At 45.3% G+C, this 17,696-nt stretch carries 16 protein-coding genes and 1 riboswitch; of the genes, 13 read left to right on the forward strand and 3 right to left on the reverse strand.

Translation table 11 applies throughout. The features are described from left to right. Positions 1-8 precede the first annotated feature (8 nt). From C6P11_RS04510 to C6P11_RS04540, 7 genes are all read left to right on the forward strand, one after another. Positions 9-1,034: a lactonase family protein gene (locus tag C6P11_RS04510; RefSeq protein ID WP_135518924.1), complete on the forward strand. Its 1,026-nt coding sequence runs from the start codon at positions 9-11 to the stop codon at positions 1,032-1,034. A gap of 64 nt (positions 1,035-1,098) precedes the next feature. Further along, a complete protein-coding gene (locus C6P11_RS04515; RefSeq protein WP_135518926.1) occupies positions 1,099-2,244 on the forward strand; it encodes an AI-2E family transporter in 1,146 nt (381 codons plus the stop codon). Positions 2,245-2,362: 118 nt separating this feature from the next. Beyond that, complete coding sequence (locus C6P11_RS04520; RefSeq protein ID WP_135518928.1) at positions 2,363-2,878, forward strand: tRNA (cytidine(34)-2'-O)-methyltransferase; 516 nt, start codon at positions 2,363-2,365, stop codon at positions 2,876-2,878. Positions 2,879-2,919: 41 nt separating this feature from the next. Beyond that, complete coding sequence (locus C6P11_RS04525; RefSeq protein ID WP_135518930.1) at positions 2,920-5,694, forward strand: DNA translocase FtsK; 2,775 nt, start codon at positions 2,920-2,922, stop codon at positions 5,692-5,694. Between the two features lie 32 nt (positions 5,695-5,726). Beyond that, on the forward strand, positions 5,727-6,011 hold the full coding sequence (locus C6P11_RS04530; RefSeq protein ID WP_135518933.1) for a hypothetical protein: 285 nt from the start codon (positions 5,727-5,729) through the stop codon (positions 6,009-6,011). A gap of 157 nt (positions 6,012-6,168) precedes the next feature. Further along, a complete protein-coding gene (locus tag C6P11_RS04535; protein ID WP_135518936.1) occupies positions 6,169-7,071 on the forward strand; it encodes an ABC transporter ATP-binding protein in 903 nt (300 codons plus the stop codon). Further along, positions 7,064-8,308 (forward strand): ABC transporter permease, encoded by a 1,245-nt coding sequence (locus C6P11_RS04540; RefSeq protein WP_135518939.1) that lies wholly within the window; start codon positions 7,064-7,066, stop codon positions 8,306-8,308. Before C6P11_RS04535 ends, C6P11_RS04540 begins: the two co-directional genes overlap by 8 nt. Positions 8,309-8,354: 46 nt before the next feature. On the opposite strand, the gene C6P11_RS11395 is transcribed toward C6P11_RS04540, so the two are convergent. After that, positions 8,355-8,486 (reverse strand): hypothetical protein, encoded by a 132-nt coding sequence (locus C6P11_RS11395; protein ID WP_280950194.1) that lies wholly within the window; start codon positions 8,484-8,486, stop codon positions 8,355-8,357. Between the two features lie 149 nt (positions 8,487-8,635). Here C6P11_RS11395 and C6P11_RS04545 point away from each other — a divergent pair, with 149 nt between their 5' ends. From C6P11_RS04545 to C6P11_RS04570, 6 genes are all read left to right on the forward strand, one after another. Beyond that, entirely contained in the window at positions 8,636-10,561 is a 1,926-nt protein-coding gene (locus C6P11_RS04545) for a right-handed parallel beta-helix repeat-containing protein (RefSeq protein WP_135518942.1), read from the forward strand. Positions 10,562-10,654: 93 nt separating this feature from the next. Continuing rightward, positions 10,655-10,846 carry a hypothetical protein gene (locus C6P11_RS04550; protein WP_135518945.1) on the forward strand — a complete coding sequence of 64 codons (192 nt, stop codon included), beginning with the start codon at positions 10,655-10,657 and terminating at the stop codon, positions 10,844-10,846. A 132-nt stretch (positions 10,847-10,978) separates the two neighbouring features. Then, entirely contained in the window at positions 10,979-12,772 is a 1,794-nt protein-coding gene (gene uvrC, locus C6P11_RS04555; RefSeq protein ID WP_135518948.1) for an excinuclease ABC subunit UvrC, read from the forward strand. Positions 12,773-12,866: 94 nt separating this feature from the next. After that, positions 12,867-14,177, forward strand: a complete 1,311-nt coding sequence (gene obgE, locus C6P11_RS04560; protein ID WP_135518951.1) for a GTPase ObgE — start codon at positions 12,867-12,869, stop codon at positions 14,175-14,177. 52 nt (positions 14,178-14,229) lie between these two features. Then, the gene (locus tag C6P11_RS04565) at positions 14,230-14,931 is read left to right on the forward strand and encodes a YigZ family protein (protein WP_135518965.1); all 702 of its coding nucleotides are present in this window, start codon (positions 14,230-14,232) and stop codon (positions 14,929-14,931) included. Between the two features lie 154 nt (positions 14,932-15,085). Continuing rightward, positions 15,086-15,616: a DUF1361 domain-containing protein gene (locus tag C6P11_RS04570; protein WP_245299774.1), complete on the forward strand. Its 531-nt coding sequence runs from the start codon at positions 15,086-15,088 to the stop codon at positions 15,614-15,616. 49 nt (positions 15,617-15,665) lie between these two features. Here C6P11_RS04570 and C6P11_RS04575 read toward each other — a convergent pair whose 3' ends face one another. Together C6P11_RS04575 and C6P11_RS04580 are read right to left on the reverse strand one after the other, a co-directional pair. After that, on the reverse strand, positions 15,666-16,895 hold the full coding sequence (locus C6P11_RS04575) for a multidrug efflux MFS transporter (RefSeq protein WP_135518957.1): 1,230 nt from the start codon (positions 16,893-16,895) through the stop codon (positions 15,666-15,668). 191 nt (positions 16,896-17,086) lie between these two features. Next, positions 17,087-17,185: riboswitch (purine riboswitch) on the forward strand. Positions 17,186-17,251: 66 nt separating this feature from the next. Beyond that, the coding region (locus C6P11_RS04580; RefSeq protein WP_135518959.1) for an IS30 family transposase at positions 17,252-17,696 on the reverse strand (445 nt) is incomplete at its 5' end.

A 17,696-nucleotide genomic window follows, 5' to 3' on the forward strand; every position in this document is an offset into this window, starting at 1 on the left:
GATCAACCATGGCATTGGAAAAGATTTTATTTGGTACTTATACGCGACATGTTTCAAAGGGAATTTACGAAGCAGCATTGAACACGGAGACTGGTGAGTTGCAAGATGCCAAGTTGGTTGCTGAAGTTGGTTCACCAACATACCTTGCTTTGAGCAAGGCTAACAAGTTGTACGCGGTTGACAAGAACGGCGACCAAGGTGGTGTTGGTGTGTTCGACTTTGCCAATGACGAAGCAACGTTGACGCAAGAAGTTTTGGCAGAAGGTGCTTCACCAGCGTACGTGTCTGTTGATGAAGCCCGTCAATTGTTGTACTCAGGTAACTACCACAAGGGTACGTTGGAAGTCTTCGCGATTGCAGCCGATGGTTCTTTGACGTTGACTGACTCATTCCAATCAGAAGGATCAGGTCCACGTCCAGAACAAGGTTCATCACACGTTCACTGGAACAACTTGACGCCAGACAACCGTGTGGCAGTCGTTGATTTGGGTGCCGACAAGGTGTTGACGTTTGATGTGTCTGACGAAGGAAAGTTGACGTTGGTTGCAACGTTTGAAACAGAAGCTGGCTTCGGTCCACGTCACTTGCGCTTTAGCCCCGACGGTCAATACGCATACTTGTTGGGTGAATTGTCATCAAAGTTGTCAGTTTTGAAGTACAACGCTGACGGATCATTCACGTTGTTGCAAACTGTTTCAATGATTCCTGCAGATTGGACTGAGCACAACGGTGGTGCAGCTATCTACTTGTCAAACGACGGTAAGTTTGTGTACACGTCAAACCGTGGTCACAACTCAATTGCTGTCTTTGCGGTTAAGGACGGCGGCGCATCAGTTGAGCGCATCCAATGGATTTCAACTGAGGGTGACTTCCCACGTGATTTCGCTTTGAACCCAAGCAACGAGTTCTTGGTTGCAGCCAATCAAAACACAGATAACGTGACGGTTTACCGTCGCGATGCTGAGACTGGTGAATTGACGTTGTCACAAAAGGACTACGAAATTCCTGAATCAGTGCGTGTATTGTTCATCTAAGCTTGATACAATAAAGTCAGTTGCCAGCTGGTAACTGGCTTTTTATTTTTGGGGGATAGACTATATGAGCAACAACCAAAAACACCGGTCGATTTTGTATCGCTGGCTGTTAGATAATAAAATCATTTCAACGATGCTGGTTATTTTGCTGACGTTGGCCATTATTTATATGTTGAAGAAGGTTGATTTCATCTTTGCGCCAGTCGCTGGCTTGTTCGGCGCAGTGGGGGCACCGATTATTATCGCGGGTGTCTTTTACTACTTGCTAAATCCGATGGTTGATTGGGCCGAGCGCCGTTTTAAGTTGCATCGTGCCGTAACGATTACGATTCAATTCGTTGTCTTGGCGCTGTTAATTATTTGGGGATTGGCTGTATTCATTCCGTGGATTACGGATCAGGTTGCTGGATTGATTAAGCACTGGCCAGAATACTGGCGTAGCATTGTTAAGACTGTTGATAATTTGACGTCAGACAAGCGATTCATGTCGGTCAATAAGTGGTTTAACGAGACGAATAATGACTTGACGACCTGGCTCAAAAACTACTCAGCTGAGTATGCAAGCAAGGGAATCAAGGGGGTTTCTTCAGTTGTCGGGACAGTAACGACGGTTGTCATAACCTTGTTGACGTTCCCGTTCATGTTGTTCTACTTATTGAAGGATGGTCACCAAATGCCAGGCTACATGGCGAAGTTTTTGCCACCGCAGGCACGACCATCATTCCTTGAAACGATTGGTGAAATTAACAACCAAATTTCAAACTACATCCGTGGTCAATTGTCAGTTGCTTTTGCCGTTATGGTGATGTTCGCGATTGGCTATACCATCATTGGTTTGCCATATGGCTGGTTGATTGCGATTGTTGCTGGTGTGCTAAATTTGATTCCATTCTTAGGATCATTTTTGGCAATGGTGCCAGCAGTTGTCGTGGGACTATTCGTCTCACCAATGATGCTAGTTTCAGTACTAGTGGTCTTTATGATCGAACAGACGTTGGAAGGCCGACTCATTACGCCAAAGCTGCTCGGTAATTCGTTGCAGATTCACCCAGTAACAGTTTTGGTTATCTTGTTGTCAGCCGGAAATATTTTCGGTTTAGTGGGCGTTATTTTCGGAATTCCAGGGTATGCCATCCTAAAGGTTTTGTTGTACCGTTTGTATAAGTGGTGGCAAGAAAACTCAGGTCTATTTACGGAAGAAAACGAGTAAAGCATTTAATAAGGTTTGCTAAGTATAGCGTGGTCAGTTATCAGACCATGCTATACTTATTTTTGTATGCAATTAAACGCGTTGGGGGAGGGGAGCCTCCCCGGAATAGGAGATAATCATGAGCACGAATCACATCGTATTATTTGAGCCATTGATGCCAGCAAATACTGGAAACATTGCCCGTACTGCAACAGGAACTAACACGAAGCTTCACTTGATTGAACCTTTGGGATTCAAGTTGGACGACAAGCACGTTAAGCGCGCTGGATTGGACTACTGGGATACAGTTGATATTACAATTCACGAAAACTTGCCAGCCTTTATGGCCAGCTTGAAGGAGACGGACGAATTGTTCTTGATTTCAAAGTTCGCACCACGTGCTTATCACGAGGCTGATTACACAAACCCTGATCACGATTACTACTTCTTGTTTGGTAAGGAAACGACTGGTTTGCCAGAGCCATTCATGAAGCAACACCCTGAAAAGGCATTGCGTATCCCACAAAACGATGACCACATTCGTTCATTGAACTTGTCAAACACAGCCGCTATCGTTATCTACGAAACGTTGTGCCAACAAGGGTTCCCAAACCTAGATTTGGCTCACGAATACGACTACGATAAGTTGAAGTAAAAAATAAATGAGCGTTTATTCACTTAAGAAAGGAGATTAATATGGCGGCGACAGCAAAAAAGCGTCCGACTACCAAGCGTAAAACAACGCCGAAAAAGTCGACGTCTGCCAAAAAGAAAAAAGCAGCCCAACAGAATTGGTGGCTGGAACGTGGGCCACAACTTATTGGCCTATTTGCAACCATTATGACTGTGATTGCCATTGCCAAGGTTGGATTAGTTGGTAAGTTTTTGGCCAATATTATTCGCCTTGTAGTAGGTGGCTCTTATCAATTCCTGTTAGTGGTGCTTTTAATTCCACTACTCGTGGTTGTTGCTTACGGCCAATGGCCAAAGCGCTTTAAGTGGCAACAATATGTTGGTTTTACCCTCTTTTATGTGGGTATCATGTTGGTTGGTTCCATCTTGCTTTTCGATAAGATGAATGTGCATGAAGCGTATGCACAAACCATTCAAACGTTAATCAATCAAGATATGAACAACAAGGCAGTCACAACCCCGGTTGGTGGTGGCTTAATTGGTGCCATGCTTTACAGTGGTACATACATGGCAATGGCTGATTTTGGTTCATGGCTAGTGGCAGTTATTCTATTGATTGCTGGACCAGTGATGTTCTTCAATTTGCCAATTCGCGATGTCTTTGACAACTTCTTTAACTTGGCTGAAGGTGCGGGTGATTTGGTTCAAACGCAAGCTTCAACAGCCCATGAAAAAGTGACTGAATCAATTGAAAGTTTCCGTGTCCGTCAAAAGTCGGCTATGCAAGATTTCTTCAATGAAGATCCGTTCGCCTCAGAAGCGGAACGTGCCGCAAATATGATTGATGGCTTACCTGATGCTTCTGTGTCAAACGATGCACCAATCAAATCAAAGAAGGCTAAGACACCTACGGCAGTTGTGGATGCTGAACCTGAAGTAGACGCAACGGCCACTGAATTCGTGATGCCAGAAATTGTGGCACCGGCACCGTTCAAGCCGGAAGCACCAGTTGATGAGGCGACATTTGCGGCTGCAGAACCAGTGACAAATGAGTTCACACCGCTACCAAGCGAAGATGAAGAACCAGTTGAAATGGCGTATGATCCAAGTTTTAATCCAGATGAGGTTATTCAAGCGCAAGATGCTGCGATTGAGCCGGTAGTGTATGGCGAGGACTTGCCAGATGACGAACTGTTACCTGGTCAAGATGTACCGTTGACGCACGCTGATATTCTTGGTCACAATGACGCGCAAACGTCACCAAAGACAACGGCGCACCAATCAAACGTAGGTCACGTTGAACCGTCAACGGTTTCAGAACCAACGGCTGATGTCGATGCCTCTGGCTTGGGAACGTTGATTGATGATAAGGATTACGTTTTGCCAACGACTGATTTGTTACAACACATCGGTTCAACTGACCAGTCAGCTGAGCGCGATGCGTTGAACGATAAGGCCCGTATCTTGCACGAAACATTGAAGAGCTTTAACATCAATGCGACGGTTGAAAAGGTGGTCCTTGGGCCAACCGTTACGCAATACGAAATTAAGCCAGCAGTTGGGGTGAAGGTATCAAAGATTCAAAACCTTGCTGATGATTTGGCGTTGGCGTTGGCTGCTAAGTCATTGCGTATCGAAGCACCAATTCCTGGTAAAAACGTCGTCGGAATCGAAGTCGCTAATGATCAACAAGCGACAGTTGGTTTCCGAGACATGGTTGAAGAAGCTGGTATCGATACCACGAAGCCATTGGTTGTGCCAATTGGTCGTGGTGTTACAAGCGGTGTTGTGAAGCTTGATTTGACGAAGATGCCGCACTTGCTGATTGCTGGTTCAACTGGTTCAGGTAAGTCAGTTGCCATCAACGGTATTTTGGCGTCAATTCTGTTACAGGCCAAGCCATCGCAAGTTCGCTTGATGTTGGTTGACCCAAAGAAGGTGGAATTGTCAGTTTATAACGATATTCCACACTTGATTACACCGGTTATCTCAGACCCAAAGAAGGCGTCACTTGGCTTGAAGAAGGTTGTCGCTGAAATGGATCGTCGTTTTAAGTTGCTGGCCGATGAAGGGGTACGTAACATTGATGGTTACAACCGCTTAGTCGAAAAGCGTAATGCAGCTGATCCAAGTACGGTGCTTCAAAAGATGCCATACTTGGTTGTCATTATTGACGAGTTGGCTGACTTGATGATGACGTCAGCCGTTTCTGGTGACGTTGAAAATTCAATTGTGCGTATTGCGCAATTGGGTCGTGCCGCTGGTATCCACATGATTGTTGCTACACAGCGTCCGTCTGTTGATATCATCACCGGGTTGATTAAGGCGAACGTGCCATCACGAATGGCGTTTGCCGTCTCATCTGGTGTTGATTCACGTACGATTTTGGATAGTAACGGTGCCGAGAAGCTCTTGGGTCGTGGTGATATGCTGTTCGCCCCAATTGGTTCAAACGGGCCACAACGTGTTCAAGGTGCCTTCTTGACCGACGAAGACGTTGAGTCATTGACGGACTTCATCAAGAATCAAGGTGAAGCGCAATATGATAAGAGCATGGAAGTATCTGACGAAGAAGTGAACGCGATTGATAATCCTGGTTCAGAAGGTGATGAGCTAGATGAACGTTGGGATGACGTGCTTGAATTTATCTTGCGCGCTGGTGGTGCCTCAACATCATCAATTCAACGCCACTTTGGTATGGGGTATAACCGTGCCGGTCGTATCATGGATGCGCTAACGGATCGTGGCTTGATTGGTGAACAAAATGGATCTAAGCCACGTGAGTTGAAGTTTACACCCGAAATGCTTGACCGTTTCCGCCGTGAAGCACTAACATAACGCATACGATTAAATGAGATGGAGGCCGTCAGATGATTCGTTATGATTTAACAAATCCAGCAACGGACGTCGAATTGGTGGCGATGTATCGCGCCGATTTTGATGTCGATGTTGGTCGTCTATACACGTATGTGCCAGAGATTAAGGGATTCCAATTGCACTACGACCACGACGTTGTGTTGTCACCAGCAGAGATGCGTGATGATGACGACGTTCGTTTCTACTTGCAAGTCCATGGTCAAAACCCAACTGGACGCGCACGTATGGCAAATATTGATTTCCAACTTGTGCAACGAGATGAAATTAACTGGGCATAATGCCTAATGCAGGACGCATTCCTTTCGGGGGATGCGTCCTTTTTTGTTATGCGGGCTGTGACAGTATTTTTCTAACAAATGAATAAAGTTTATACAATTATTCATATGGCTTGGGTACAATGGTATTAACATGTCAGATAAATAGGGAGTAGCTTACATGATTGAATTAAAAAACCTGAACAAGCAGTTTGGTGACAAACTAGCAGTTCAGGATATGAATATGGTTATCAACCCGGGCGAGGTTATGGGGTTGATTGGTCAAAACGGTGCGGGTAAAACGACGACGTTCCGCATGATTCTAGATTTTATCGAACCAACGAGTGGTGAAATTGCTTGGGATGGACATAAGATTACATCAGCCGATAAGCAACGCATTGGCTTCTTGCCTGAGGAACGTGGGCTGTACCAAAAGCTAACGATTGAAGAACAAGTGATGTACTTTGCTGAATTGCACGGCATGAAGCGTGCTGATGCGAAGGTCTCTTTGCAAGATTGGATGAAGCGTTTGGATGTCGTTGGTAAGACGACTGACAAAGTCCAAAAGCTCTCTAAGGGTAACGCACAAAAGGTTCAACTGATTTCGACAGTTATTTTCCACCCAGAATTTTTGATTTTGGATGAGCCGTTCACGGGGCTAGATCCGGTGAATACGGAATTGATGATGAATGAAATTAAGCGTTTGAAGCAAGATGGCGCAATGATTATTTTCAGTTCTCACAATATGTCGGGGGTTGAAAAGCTGTCAGATCACCTCACGATGTTGCGTCATGGTGAAACGGTTTTGAGCGGTGCGACAACGGAAATTCGTGAATCATTCGGGCGTACGGAGATTTACATTGAGTCACCAGTGGCAGATGCTGATTTGTTGGCCATTGATGGCGTGGTGTCGGTTGAACCACAAGGGATTGGTCGTCAAGTGCGTTTGGCGAACGCTGAAGTTGGACGCCAAGTCTTTAGCACTGTGGCGCAAGATGGTTATGTGCCAGTGTTTGCCCAAACAGCGCCAACGCTGGATGAAATTTTCCGTCGTGAAGTGCAAGGAGGTGGCGTAAATGACTAGTCGACAATTATTCTTAGTGGCTCGCCAAACCTACCTGACGCGTATTAAGTCCTTTGGTTATTGGGCATTGGTCTTGGCGCCAGTATTGATTGTGGGTGTTATCGCAGGTATCACCTTTATCATCACAGCCACGCAAAGTCATAAGATGCCGGTTGTCGGAGTGGTTAACCAACCAGCGCTAACGACGTATTTGAAAAAGACTGATGGTTTCGATGCCAAGGTGAAGACAGTTACGTCTGAAAAGCAAGCTAAGACCGATTTGCGCAAAGGTAAGTTGGATGCCTATTTGAAGGAAACTGGCGAGTCCAAGTTCCAATTGGTTGCGTCAGCGGACGGTGAATCAGTTTCAGAAACGAAGCTGAAAGCCAACTTGACGAGTTTTTCAATGTTGAATACGGCAGCTGAAATTAACCTATCAGGTGCGGACTTGCAAAAGTTGATGACGCCACCGGTTTTGAAGACGACGACGCAAAGTGACAAGGGGCAATCAGCAGGTGGTGCGGTAGCCAATTCGGCTAACACGGCTTTGGCATCGGCCATTGGTATCTTGATTTTCGTGTTCTTGACGTCATACATCAGTATGATTGCGCAAGAGATTGCCAATGAGAAGTCATCACGTATCATGGAAATTTTGTTGGCTGCGACATCGCCAGCTGTGCAATTCTTTGGTAAGTTGAGCGGTATTGCTGGTTTGGCGTTGACGCACGGTTTGCTGTACGTGATTGCTGGTTTGTTGGTTAACATCTTTGCGCCGCACTACAAGTACTTGAAGATGATCAAGGAGTTGTTGGCCGGTGTTGATGCTGGCTTTGCCATTATGACCTTGCTAATCGCACTGGTTGCCATCTTCATGTACATGGTGCTAACAGCGATTGTTGCCGCGATGGTCAATGACTTGAGTCAGGTGCAACAAGCAGTAGCGCCAATCACATACTTGGCGATGATTGGTTATGTGCTAACGTTTACGTTGTCAGGTCAACCAAACAATACGTTCTTGAACATCTTGTCATATGTGCCGTTCATCTCACAAACACTAATGCCGGCCCGTCTTGGGTTGCAATATGCAACGATGGGGGATGCCGCGATTGCGTTGGTGCTTGAAGTGATTGTGTTGGTATTCATCAGCATGTTCGGCTTGCGTGTTTACAAGCGCAACGTGTTGACGTACAACGACGGTAATATCACGAAGGCTGCTTTGGCTAGTCTGAAGGGCTTGTTCGTTAAAACTAAAGACTAAACAAAAAACGTCGACCGATTATGGTCGACGTTTTTTCGTGAGCAGATTATTGCTTCAATTGCTCTTCTTCCTTCTTACCCAAGAAACGATCCTTTTGATCATACTTAACTTCGGGCATAACGAACAAGTCATCAAATTGCTTGCTCAATTCATCCGTACGCTTAGTTTGCAATGGCATTTGGCTTTCCCCCATCAAATATTCTTACCAATAGTATACCACGTTTACCTAGGGTGCTGTCGTCAAAATAAATTCATTTTTTTCCGTCATAAGGGCGTCACTTTTGTTTATGATGAAGGGGCAAAAGTGATTTCATGGGGGTAGGAAAAATGCAGATTCACGTTGCAAAAACAGGAAATGATCATCACGACGGGACAGCAGAGCGTCCGTTGTTGACGATTAATCACGCTGCGCAAATTGCGCAACCGGGCGACACGGTCATCGTTCACGAGGGGGAATACCGTGAATGGGTGAATCCAAAGAATGCCGGGTTAAGCGACCGACGCCGCATTGTTTATCAAGCAGCGCCACGCGAAAAGGTGGTTATCAAGGGCTCAGAAGTGGTTACTGAGTGGGAAGAGATTGCTGGTTCGGTTTATAAGGCAATCGTGGATAACAAGGTGTTTGGCGAGTTTGATCCGTTTGATGATGAGCTAAATGGGGATTGGCTCATTTCAAACTTGAACCGTAAGGCGCACACGGCGGACATTTATATTGATGGGGTTTCAATGTACGAAGCGCAATCATTGGCCGAAGTTGATGCTGGTGAAGAGCGTAATCACGTGCATGATTTTATGACCGATGAGGAAATTGCGGAACCGTACCCAGCCCGTACTAAGTACAAGTGGTTCGCCGAGGTGACGGATGACGTGACGACGATTTATGCTAACTTTCATGACATTAAGCCGTCAGAGCATTTGATTGAAATGAACGTGCGCCCATATGTGTTCTATCCAAGCCAAATTGGCCGTAATTACATCACGGTGCGTGGTTTCGAAATGGCCCAAGCGGCAACGCCTTGGACGCCACCAACTGCAGAGCAACCTGGCTTGATTGGTGCGCACTGGAGCAAGGGTTGGATTATCGAGAACAATCGCATTCACGATGCTAAGACCAGTGGTATTTCGCTCGGTAAGGAACGTGCGTCAGGCGATAACTACTACACGCATCGTCGTGATAAGCCAGGCTACCAATATCAATTGGAAACGGTGTTTGAAGCAATTAACAATCATGGTTGGCGCAAGGAAACGATTGGGTCACACATTGTCCGCAACAATGAGATTTATGACTGTGGTCAAAATGGTATCGTGGGTCACTTGGGCTGTGTCTTCTCAACGATTGCGGATAATCATATCTACAACATTGGTTTGAAGCGTGAATACCACGGCTGGAAAGTTGCTGGTATTAAGTTGCACGCTGCAATTGATGTGCAACTGACGCATAACCACATTCACAATACAGTTTTGGGAACGTGGTTGGATTGGCAGACGCAAGGTACGCGCATTAACCGTAACGTTTATCACCACAATAATCGTGACTTCTTCGTTGAAGTGAGCCACGGACCATTCATGGTTGATCACAATGTCTTCGGTTCTGAAAATGCGGTTGATGAATTTGCCCAAGGTGGTGCGTTCGTCAATAACCTGATTGCTGGTGCGATGAAGCGTCAAAAGGTCCTGAACCGTACGACGCCATATCACACACCACATTCAACTCAGATTGCTGGCTACGCTTGTGTTTATGGTGGGGATGACCGTTTTTACAACAACGTGTTTATCGGAACCCCTAACAAGGCGTGGGAAGTGCAAGGAACGGCGCAATTCGCGGAAGCACCAACCACGCTTGAAGCGTACATTGATGCGGTGCACATGACGCGCCCAACCGATATTGAGCAATTCGAAACCGTTGAGCAACAGATGTACGTTTCACATAATGTTTATTTGAACGGAGCCCGTGCAACGACTGCTGAAAAGACAAACGTCATTGATGAAATGAATCCACACTTTGATGTGGTGAAGCAGGGCGAAGCATATTACCTAGAATTGTCTGTACCAGAAACGGTGACGAATTTTGTTGCCCCAACCCAGACATCAGAAACGTTGGGCAAGGTGCGCTTGGTAGATGCTGAGTTTGAGCAACCAGATGGATCGGATTATGTGTTGAATGAAGACTTAGTTGGCGACAAGATTGAACGCGAGTTAGCCGGACCTGTTGGTAGCTTGGTCGTCGGTGAAAACCGCATTCGCATTTGGTAATAATGAGAACGTTTTCAACTTCATAAATAATTCAAAAACGAACCGTAATATACAACTTCGGAAGCAATTATTTATTTAAAGGGGAAAGAACAGATGAAGTTCGCACAACAAGCATCACTTGCGATTGCAGGTACGGTTTCAGGATTGTGGTTGATGGCCGAAGAGGGATTGGCCGCAACGACAGCAACAGCAATGGCACCATCTTCAACCGAGACAGTCGAAGTGATTGCTGGATTGTTGATGACGTCACTAGCCGTAATGATTTACGTCTACAAGACAAAGTAAACCCTTAAGCCACTAGGAAGTGAGAGATTTCCTAGTGGCTTTTTTTGCGCAGTTTTTTAACCAATCTCCGGGGTTAAATTAAACCGAAATTCGGCGTATAATGAAGTAAATACTATTTGAAAGGAAAAGCGGATGGCGTCAGAACATATTGAACAAAAACTTGCGCTGTTACCAGATTTGCCCGGCTCATACCAAATGAAGGATGTGAACGGGAAAATCATTTATGTTGGTAAGGCCAAGAACCTAAAAAATCGTGTGCGTTCTTACTTTAAAAGTGAACACACCGGTAAGACAGCCCAGCTGGTTGAGAATATTGCGGACTTTGATTTCATTGTCACGAGTTCTGAAAAGGAATCATTGTTGCTTGAAATCACCTTGATTCAAAAATACCAGCCGTACTATAACATTCGCTTGAAGCGTGGAACGGGGTACCCTTACATTAAGATTACCCACGAATCGGATCCAAAGCTTGAATTGGCCAACGACGTCAAAGAAGACGGCGCCCAATACTTTGGCCCTTATCCTAACGTTTACGCTGCGCAGGAAACCTTGCATTTCTTGCAAAAGGTTTATCCATTACGTCGTTGTAACGGTTACCAAGGACGTCCATGTTTGTATGCCAACATGGGACAATGCTTAGGTCCTTGCTATCGTAAGGTGCCATTCACGGAGTACTTGGATCAAATCAAGAAGATCCAACGTTTCTTGGATGGGGATACAAAGGAAGTGACGAAGGTCTTGCAAGGCAAGATGGCTGACGCAGCTGAAAAGCTTGAGTTTGAGCGTGCTGCCGATTTGCGCGACCAATTGAAGTTCATTGAGACAACCGTTGAAAAGCAAAAGATTATCTCAAAGGACGGTACGCCACGTGACTTGTTCAACTTTTATATGGACAAGGGCTGGCTGTCTGTTCAAGTCTTCTTCATTCGCCAAGCGCGTTTGATGAAACGTGAGAAGCGTACCTTTGCCATCGTTGATTCACCTGAAGAAGAATTGACGAGTTTTATTTTGCAGTTCTACAACCGTAAGAATGCCGTGTTGCCCAAGGAAATTTTGGTGCCGGCTGGCGTTGATAAGCAAATTATCCCAGAAGTATTGAATGTTCCCGTGCGTACACCGCAACGTGGGGAAAAGCGTGACTTGCTCGACTTGGCGGAAAAGAATGCCAAAATCGTGTTGGATGAAAAGTTCCGCTTGATGGAGATGAATGAGTCGAAGACGAACGGGGCGATGCAAGAAATTGCGGACGCGTTAGACCTTGACCACATTCACCGTATTGAGGCGTTTGACCACTCACACACCCAGGGTGAAGAAATGGTTTCGGCCATGGTTGCCTTTGAAGATGGTGTGCCGAACAAGAATAAGTACCGCAAGTACAAGACCAAGACGGTTGACCATGCGGATGAACGCGCTGAAACGATGGAAGTTATTCGTCGTCGCTACACACGTTTGCTCAAGGAGCATGCTGAGATGCCGGATTTGATTTTGATGGACGGTGGCGTGATTCAGTTGAATGCGGCCCGTGAAGTCATTGAAGATGAACTTGGTTTGGCAATTCCAGTCGCAGCGATGGTTAAGAATGACCAACACAAGACGGCTGACTTGTTGCGCGAAGAGGGTGAATCACACGTTAACTTGGATCCAAAGTCGCAAGGATTCTTCCTATTGCAACGTATTCAAGATGAAGTGCACCGTTTTGCCATCACGTTCCACCGTCAACTCCGCTCAAAGAGTTCTTTGGGCTCAAAGTTGGATGAAATTGCCGGGGTTGGTCCAAAGACGCGTCAGAAGTTGTTGACGAAATTTGGGTCACTCAAGAAGATTGCCAATGCGTCAATTGAAGAACTGCGCGAAGTCGGTGTTTCTGAAAAGGTAGCCAACGCCATTAAGATTTCACTGCAAGCAATTCAACACAGTGATGATTAAAGGTGGTCAAACGAGGCCAAGTACTGTAAAATGATAAGCGTCAAATTGCGCTTATATTTTAAGAGCTTTAATAAAGAAAGTGAGGTCATAAACGATGGCGTTTGTCGACCAAGTTAAAATTTTTGTAAAGGCCGGTAAGGGTGGCGATGGTGCCGTTTCTTTCCGACACGAAAAGTACATCAACATGGGTGGTCCTTTTGGAGGTGACGGTGGTCACGGTGGATCTGTTGTGATGGAAGTGGATGAAGGGCTACGTACCTTGATGGATTTCCGTTATAAGCGCCACTTTAAGGCTACCCCAGGTGGTAATGGTGCCACTAAGGGAATGACTGGAAAGTCAGCTGAAGATTTGATCATCAAAGTCCCACAAGGTACAACGATTACTGATGCTGAGACAGGTCGCGTGATTGGTGACTTGACTGAGCAAGGTCAACGATTGGTTGTTGCCCAAGGTGGACGTGGTGGACGCGGTAACATGCGTTTCGCTTCTTCAACGAACCCAGCCCCTGAAATTGCCGAAAACGGTGAGCCAGGAGAAGAATTGGACATTGCCCTTGAATTGAAGGTTTTGGCCGATGTTGGGTTGGTTGGTTTCCCATCTGTTGGAAAGTCAACATTGTTGTCAGTTGTAACGGCTGCGAAGCCAAAGGTTGCGGCCTACCACTTTACGACGTTGGTTCCTAACTTGGGAATGGTGCGTTTGGAAGATGGTCGTGACTTTGTTATGGCTGACTTGCCTGGATTGATTGAAGGTGCCTCACAAGGTGTCGGATTGGGAATTCAATTCCTTCGTCACGTTGAGCGTACGCGTGTTATCTTGCACATGATTGATATGTCAGGTATCGATCCAGAAGAAGATCCATACGAAAACTACGTTAAGATTAATACTGAGTTGGCTGAGTACGATCCAGCATTGTTGGAGCGTCCACAAATTATCGTGCCAACGAAGATGGATATGCCAGACGCTGAAGAGACGTTGGCAGAATTCAAGAAGAAGTTGGCTGCTGATCCAGATGTCCCAGAAGACGTTGAGATTATGCCAATTTCATCATTGACGCGTCAAGGTTTGGAGCCATTGATGCAACGTACAGCCGACTTGTTGGATGAGACACCTGCCTTTATTCCTAAGGGTATGGAGCCTGATGAAAATGAGACTGCTTTGTACGAATTCACTGAAGACCGTACGCCATTTGAAATCGATCGTGATGAAGATGGTACTTGGATTCTTTATGGTGATGAAATCGAACGTTTGTTCAAGCGTACGAACACGAACTACACGGAATCAATGATGCGTTTTGCACGTCAATTGCGTTTCATGGGTGTCGACGAAGCATTGCGTGATGCAGGTGCTCGTGGTGGTGACACGGTTCAAATTTTGGACTTTGCTTTCGAATTCGAAGAGTAAAATCAAAAGTCAGATGCTTGCATCTGGCTTTTTGTGTGAAAAGGAGAAAATGATGGCCGGAAATCAAACTGAACACGTCAGCAATCCAGATCAATACGTCACGATTGCGGCGGATGAATATACTTGGGAACAAGTCATTAAAAAGTCTCGTTTTATCGTTAATATGGCTCGGGTGACTTCCGAGGAAGAAGCCCGTGAATTTATTGACCGCATTAACAAAGAGCACAACAAAGCCACTCACAATGTGTGGTCATACATGTTGGGTGACCGTGACCAAGTGCAACGCTATTCTGATGATGGCGAACCGGCTGGAACAGCGGGCGTGCCAATGCTAGAAGTGTTGAAGAACAATGAAGTACACGATGTTGCTGCTGTCGTGACGCGTTACTTCGGTGGCATTAAGTTGGGTGCTGGTGGTTTGGTGCGCGCATATGCTGGTACAGTTGCTGGTGGTATTGCAGAGCTCGGCTTGGTGCAACGTATTCAACGTCACAAAATGTCATTGCGCATTGATTATAAGAATTATGAGCCTCTAAAATATTGGCTCGAGCAACATGAATATGTTATTTTGGATACACAATATGATACTGGCGTGACGCTGGTTGTGCCGGTATCTGATGAAGATATGACGAGTTTTGATACTGATGTGACCGATTTGCTATCTGGTCAAGTCACGGTTGAAGTTGGGGATGTCGATTTGTTTGAAGTGCCGTACGAAAAGCGCGTCACTGCACAAACGTCGTCACTGAAGTAAACGTTAAAGTTTGGGTAGCTTTAATGTTGACGTCGTATACTCAAGAATATGATGTTTTAAAGGGTTGGTGAGGAATGTGAAGCGGGGCATAGTTGAAATTCATATATTGGTGGCGCTGTTCATGCTGACAGTGTGGCTATTTCCGACGAATTTCATGTTTTTAATATGGAACGTCTTTTTAGCGTTAATCCCGTTTGATTTATCGCTATTAATTAAAAATCGCCAACTAAAGCGTTGGATGATGGTTGTGCTAACGTTGCTTTGGTTGATTTTCTTTCCAAATACCATGTATATGCTGACGGACTTCAGTCACTTGTCATCAATCGGTACAGGATTGATGACTGAGACGCAGTTCTTTAATTATGCGCTGTTGGCTAGTGGTGTGATGATTGGTACGTTGTTGGGTGTGTCATCGGCACATATCATTGCGGTTCGTTTTCTTGGTGAAGATGCCAGAATCGAAGCGGTGGCATTTTATGCTGTTTTGTCGTTGTTATCGGCCTTTGGGATTTATCTCGGCCGTTTCCTACGTCTGAACTCATGGGATTTGTTGACTAATGGTCACTCAGTTCTGCAACAAGTTCTGCAAGCTTTTACCATGCACAGTTTTGTGTTTGTGATGTCATTTGGGGCTTTGCAGCTGGCATTGTTGTTGATGTACCATATTCTTAGAAAAATGAAGTAAAAAATAAGGTCGATGCTACTCGAATTTGAGTAACATCGACCTTTATTTTTTAGTCGTTCACGTCATCATTGTGACGCAAGAAACGCGTATTTGTACCGAAGATAATGGCGTTAACCACAATCAAAGCGGCACTGACCATGAAAATACCGTTGTAATCAAAGTATGTTGCAACCAGGGTACCAAGCATTGGTCCGGCAACCGCACCAAGTGATTGGAATGACTGATTGTAGGCGAAGATACGTGAGGTAATTTCGCGTGGCGTTGATTTCGACAACATGGTTTGCACGGCTGGCAACATCGTGGCATCTGAAATACCAATCATGAAACGTAGAATAACCAATTGCCAAACAGCGGTTACAAATCCAGTTGGTAGCATAAAGATGAATGCTAATGCAAAACCAATCATAATCATGCGGTTCGTCCCGATGCGATCGCCAATACGACCGAAGCGTGGGGCGGCAATCATTGTCGCAATTCCAGGCATGGCCGCAACCAAACCGGCTAAGAAGGTCGTGCTTGGTGCACCGTGATTAAGTTCACGGACAAACAGCGCCACAATCGGACTGATTGATTGGTTAACCATCTGAATAATCAACGTGGTGGTGAATAGGACAATGGTAAGCTTTGGAAACTTCAACATTTGGAAGACTTCCTTACGAGATGGCGAAACACCACGCTCGATTGGTGTGAATTCTTCCTTGACCATTGTCAGTGTTAAGGTGAAAACAAGTAGGAAAATAATACCAGTAATAACAAATGAAATACGGTAGCTAACCAATGAGGCTAGCACACCGCCAAGGAACGGTCCTAACAAGTTTCCACCGGTCACACCAGTAACCAGCAGACCCAAAGCGTAGCCGGAGCGTTCCTTTGGTGTTTGCGTTGCAATCATGGCGTTTGCATTTGAAATGAAACCACCAAACAATCCTTGCAAAGCGCGCAAGAAAATCAATTGCCAAATATTCTGTGCTGCTCCCATGAGCAAGAACACAATCGCCATTCCTAATGAAGCACGAAGCAACATTAGCTTACGGCCTTTACTGTCAGCGAGCTTACCCCAAAATGGTGAGACGATGGCCGTCATCAAAAAGGTAATCGCAAAAGCGGCACCACTATAGAACGTTAGTTGGTTCTTAGTGAAATGTCCCAAGGTATCGACGTAAAGGGAGAGAAATGGCATGACTTCACTGAAGCCAATTCCAGTCATGAAGACCCCGAACCAGAGAACGTACAAATTACGTTGCCAGGTAGGGAGACCGGAAAGTCGTCGCTGAATCATGATGACCTCCTCAATCGCTATTTATTTTTTACAAGTAACTATTGTACGCCTATTTTCAGGAAGAATCACGCAGTTTGACGACTGTTAAACTGTTAGCCGAACGTAAAATCATATTAAAACTATTTTATTCGTATCTAGGGCTTGCAATCTGTCATAAGTCGTGTAGTATATTCAACAATAACTTTTTCAAAAAAGACATTTTTGTCCTTGCAGATTTAATTGCTGGAAAATGGCCAGCGAGTTTCTACCGCCTACCTAAAGTGGCGACAATCCGCAAATGACTCACAAGAGAAAACCCTCTTCGTAAGCATTTGTGGATCACTGTATCCAGAAATGCTTTTTTGTTAGGTGAATTGTCAATTCAACCGGAACACTTGAGATAAATAATATTCTTTAGCCGATCTCCAGCCGAAAAGCTTTCGAGGTCGGCTATTAATTTGCTCAACCATTTGTTCAATGTATTCGTCTGAATAATCTTCGATTGCAGTCCCTTTAGGGACGTACTCACGGATTAGCCCATTTGTATTTTCGTTGGTCCCACGTTGCCATGGAGCGTGGGGATCAGGAAAGTAAAACTGGACATCGAATTTCTTTGTTATCTCATCTTGCGCACTGAATTCATTTCCGCGGTCTGGAGTTAAAGTCTGTATCTGACTGGTTGGAAGGGAATCTAGCATTGAACCTATGATTCTCATAACATCGACGGTCTTCTTTGATGCCGCTCGTTTTGAAAGTAATATTCTGGTCTTCCTATCAACCATTGTGACCAATACTTGACCGCCTTTACGGCCAATAACAGTG

It is taken from the genome of Weissella confusa (assembly GCF_004766315.1).
GTDB lineage: Bacteria > Bacillota > Bacilli > Lactobacillales > Lactobacillaceae > Weissella > Weissella confusa_A.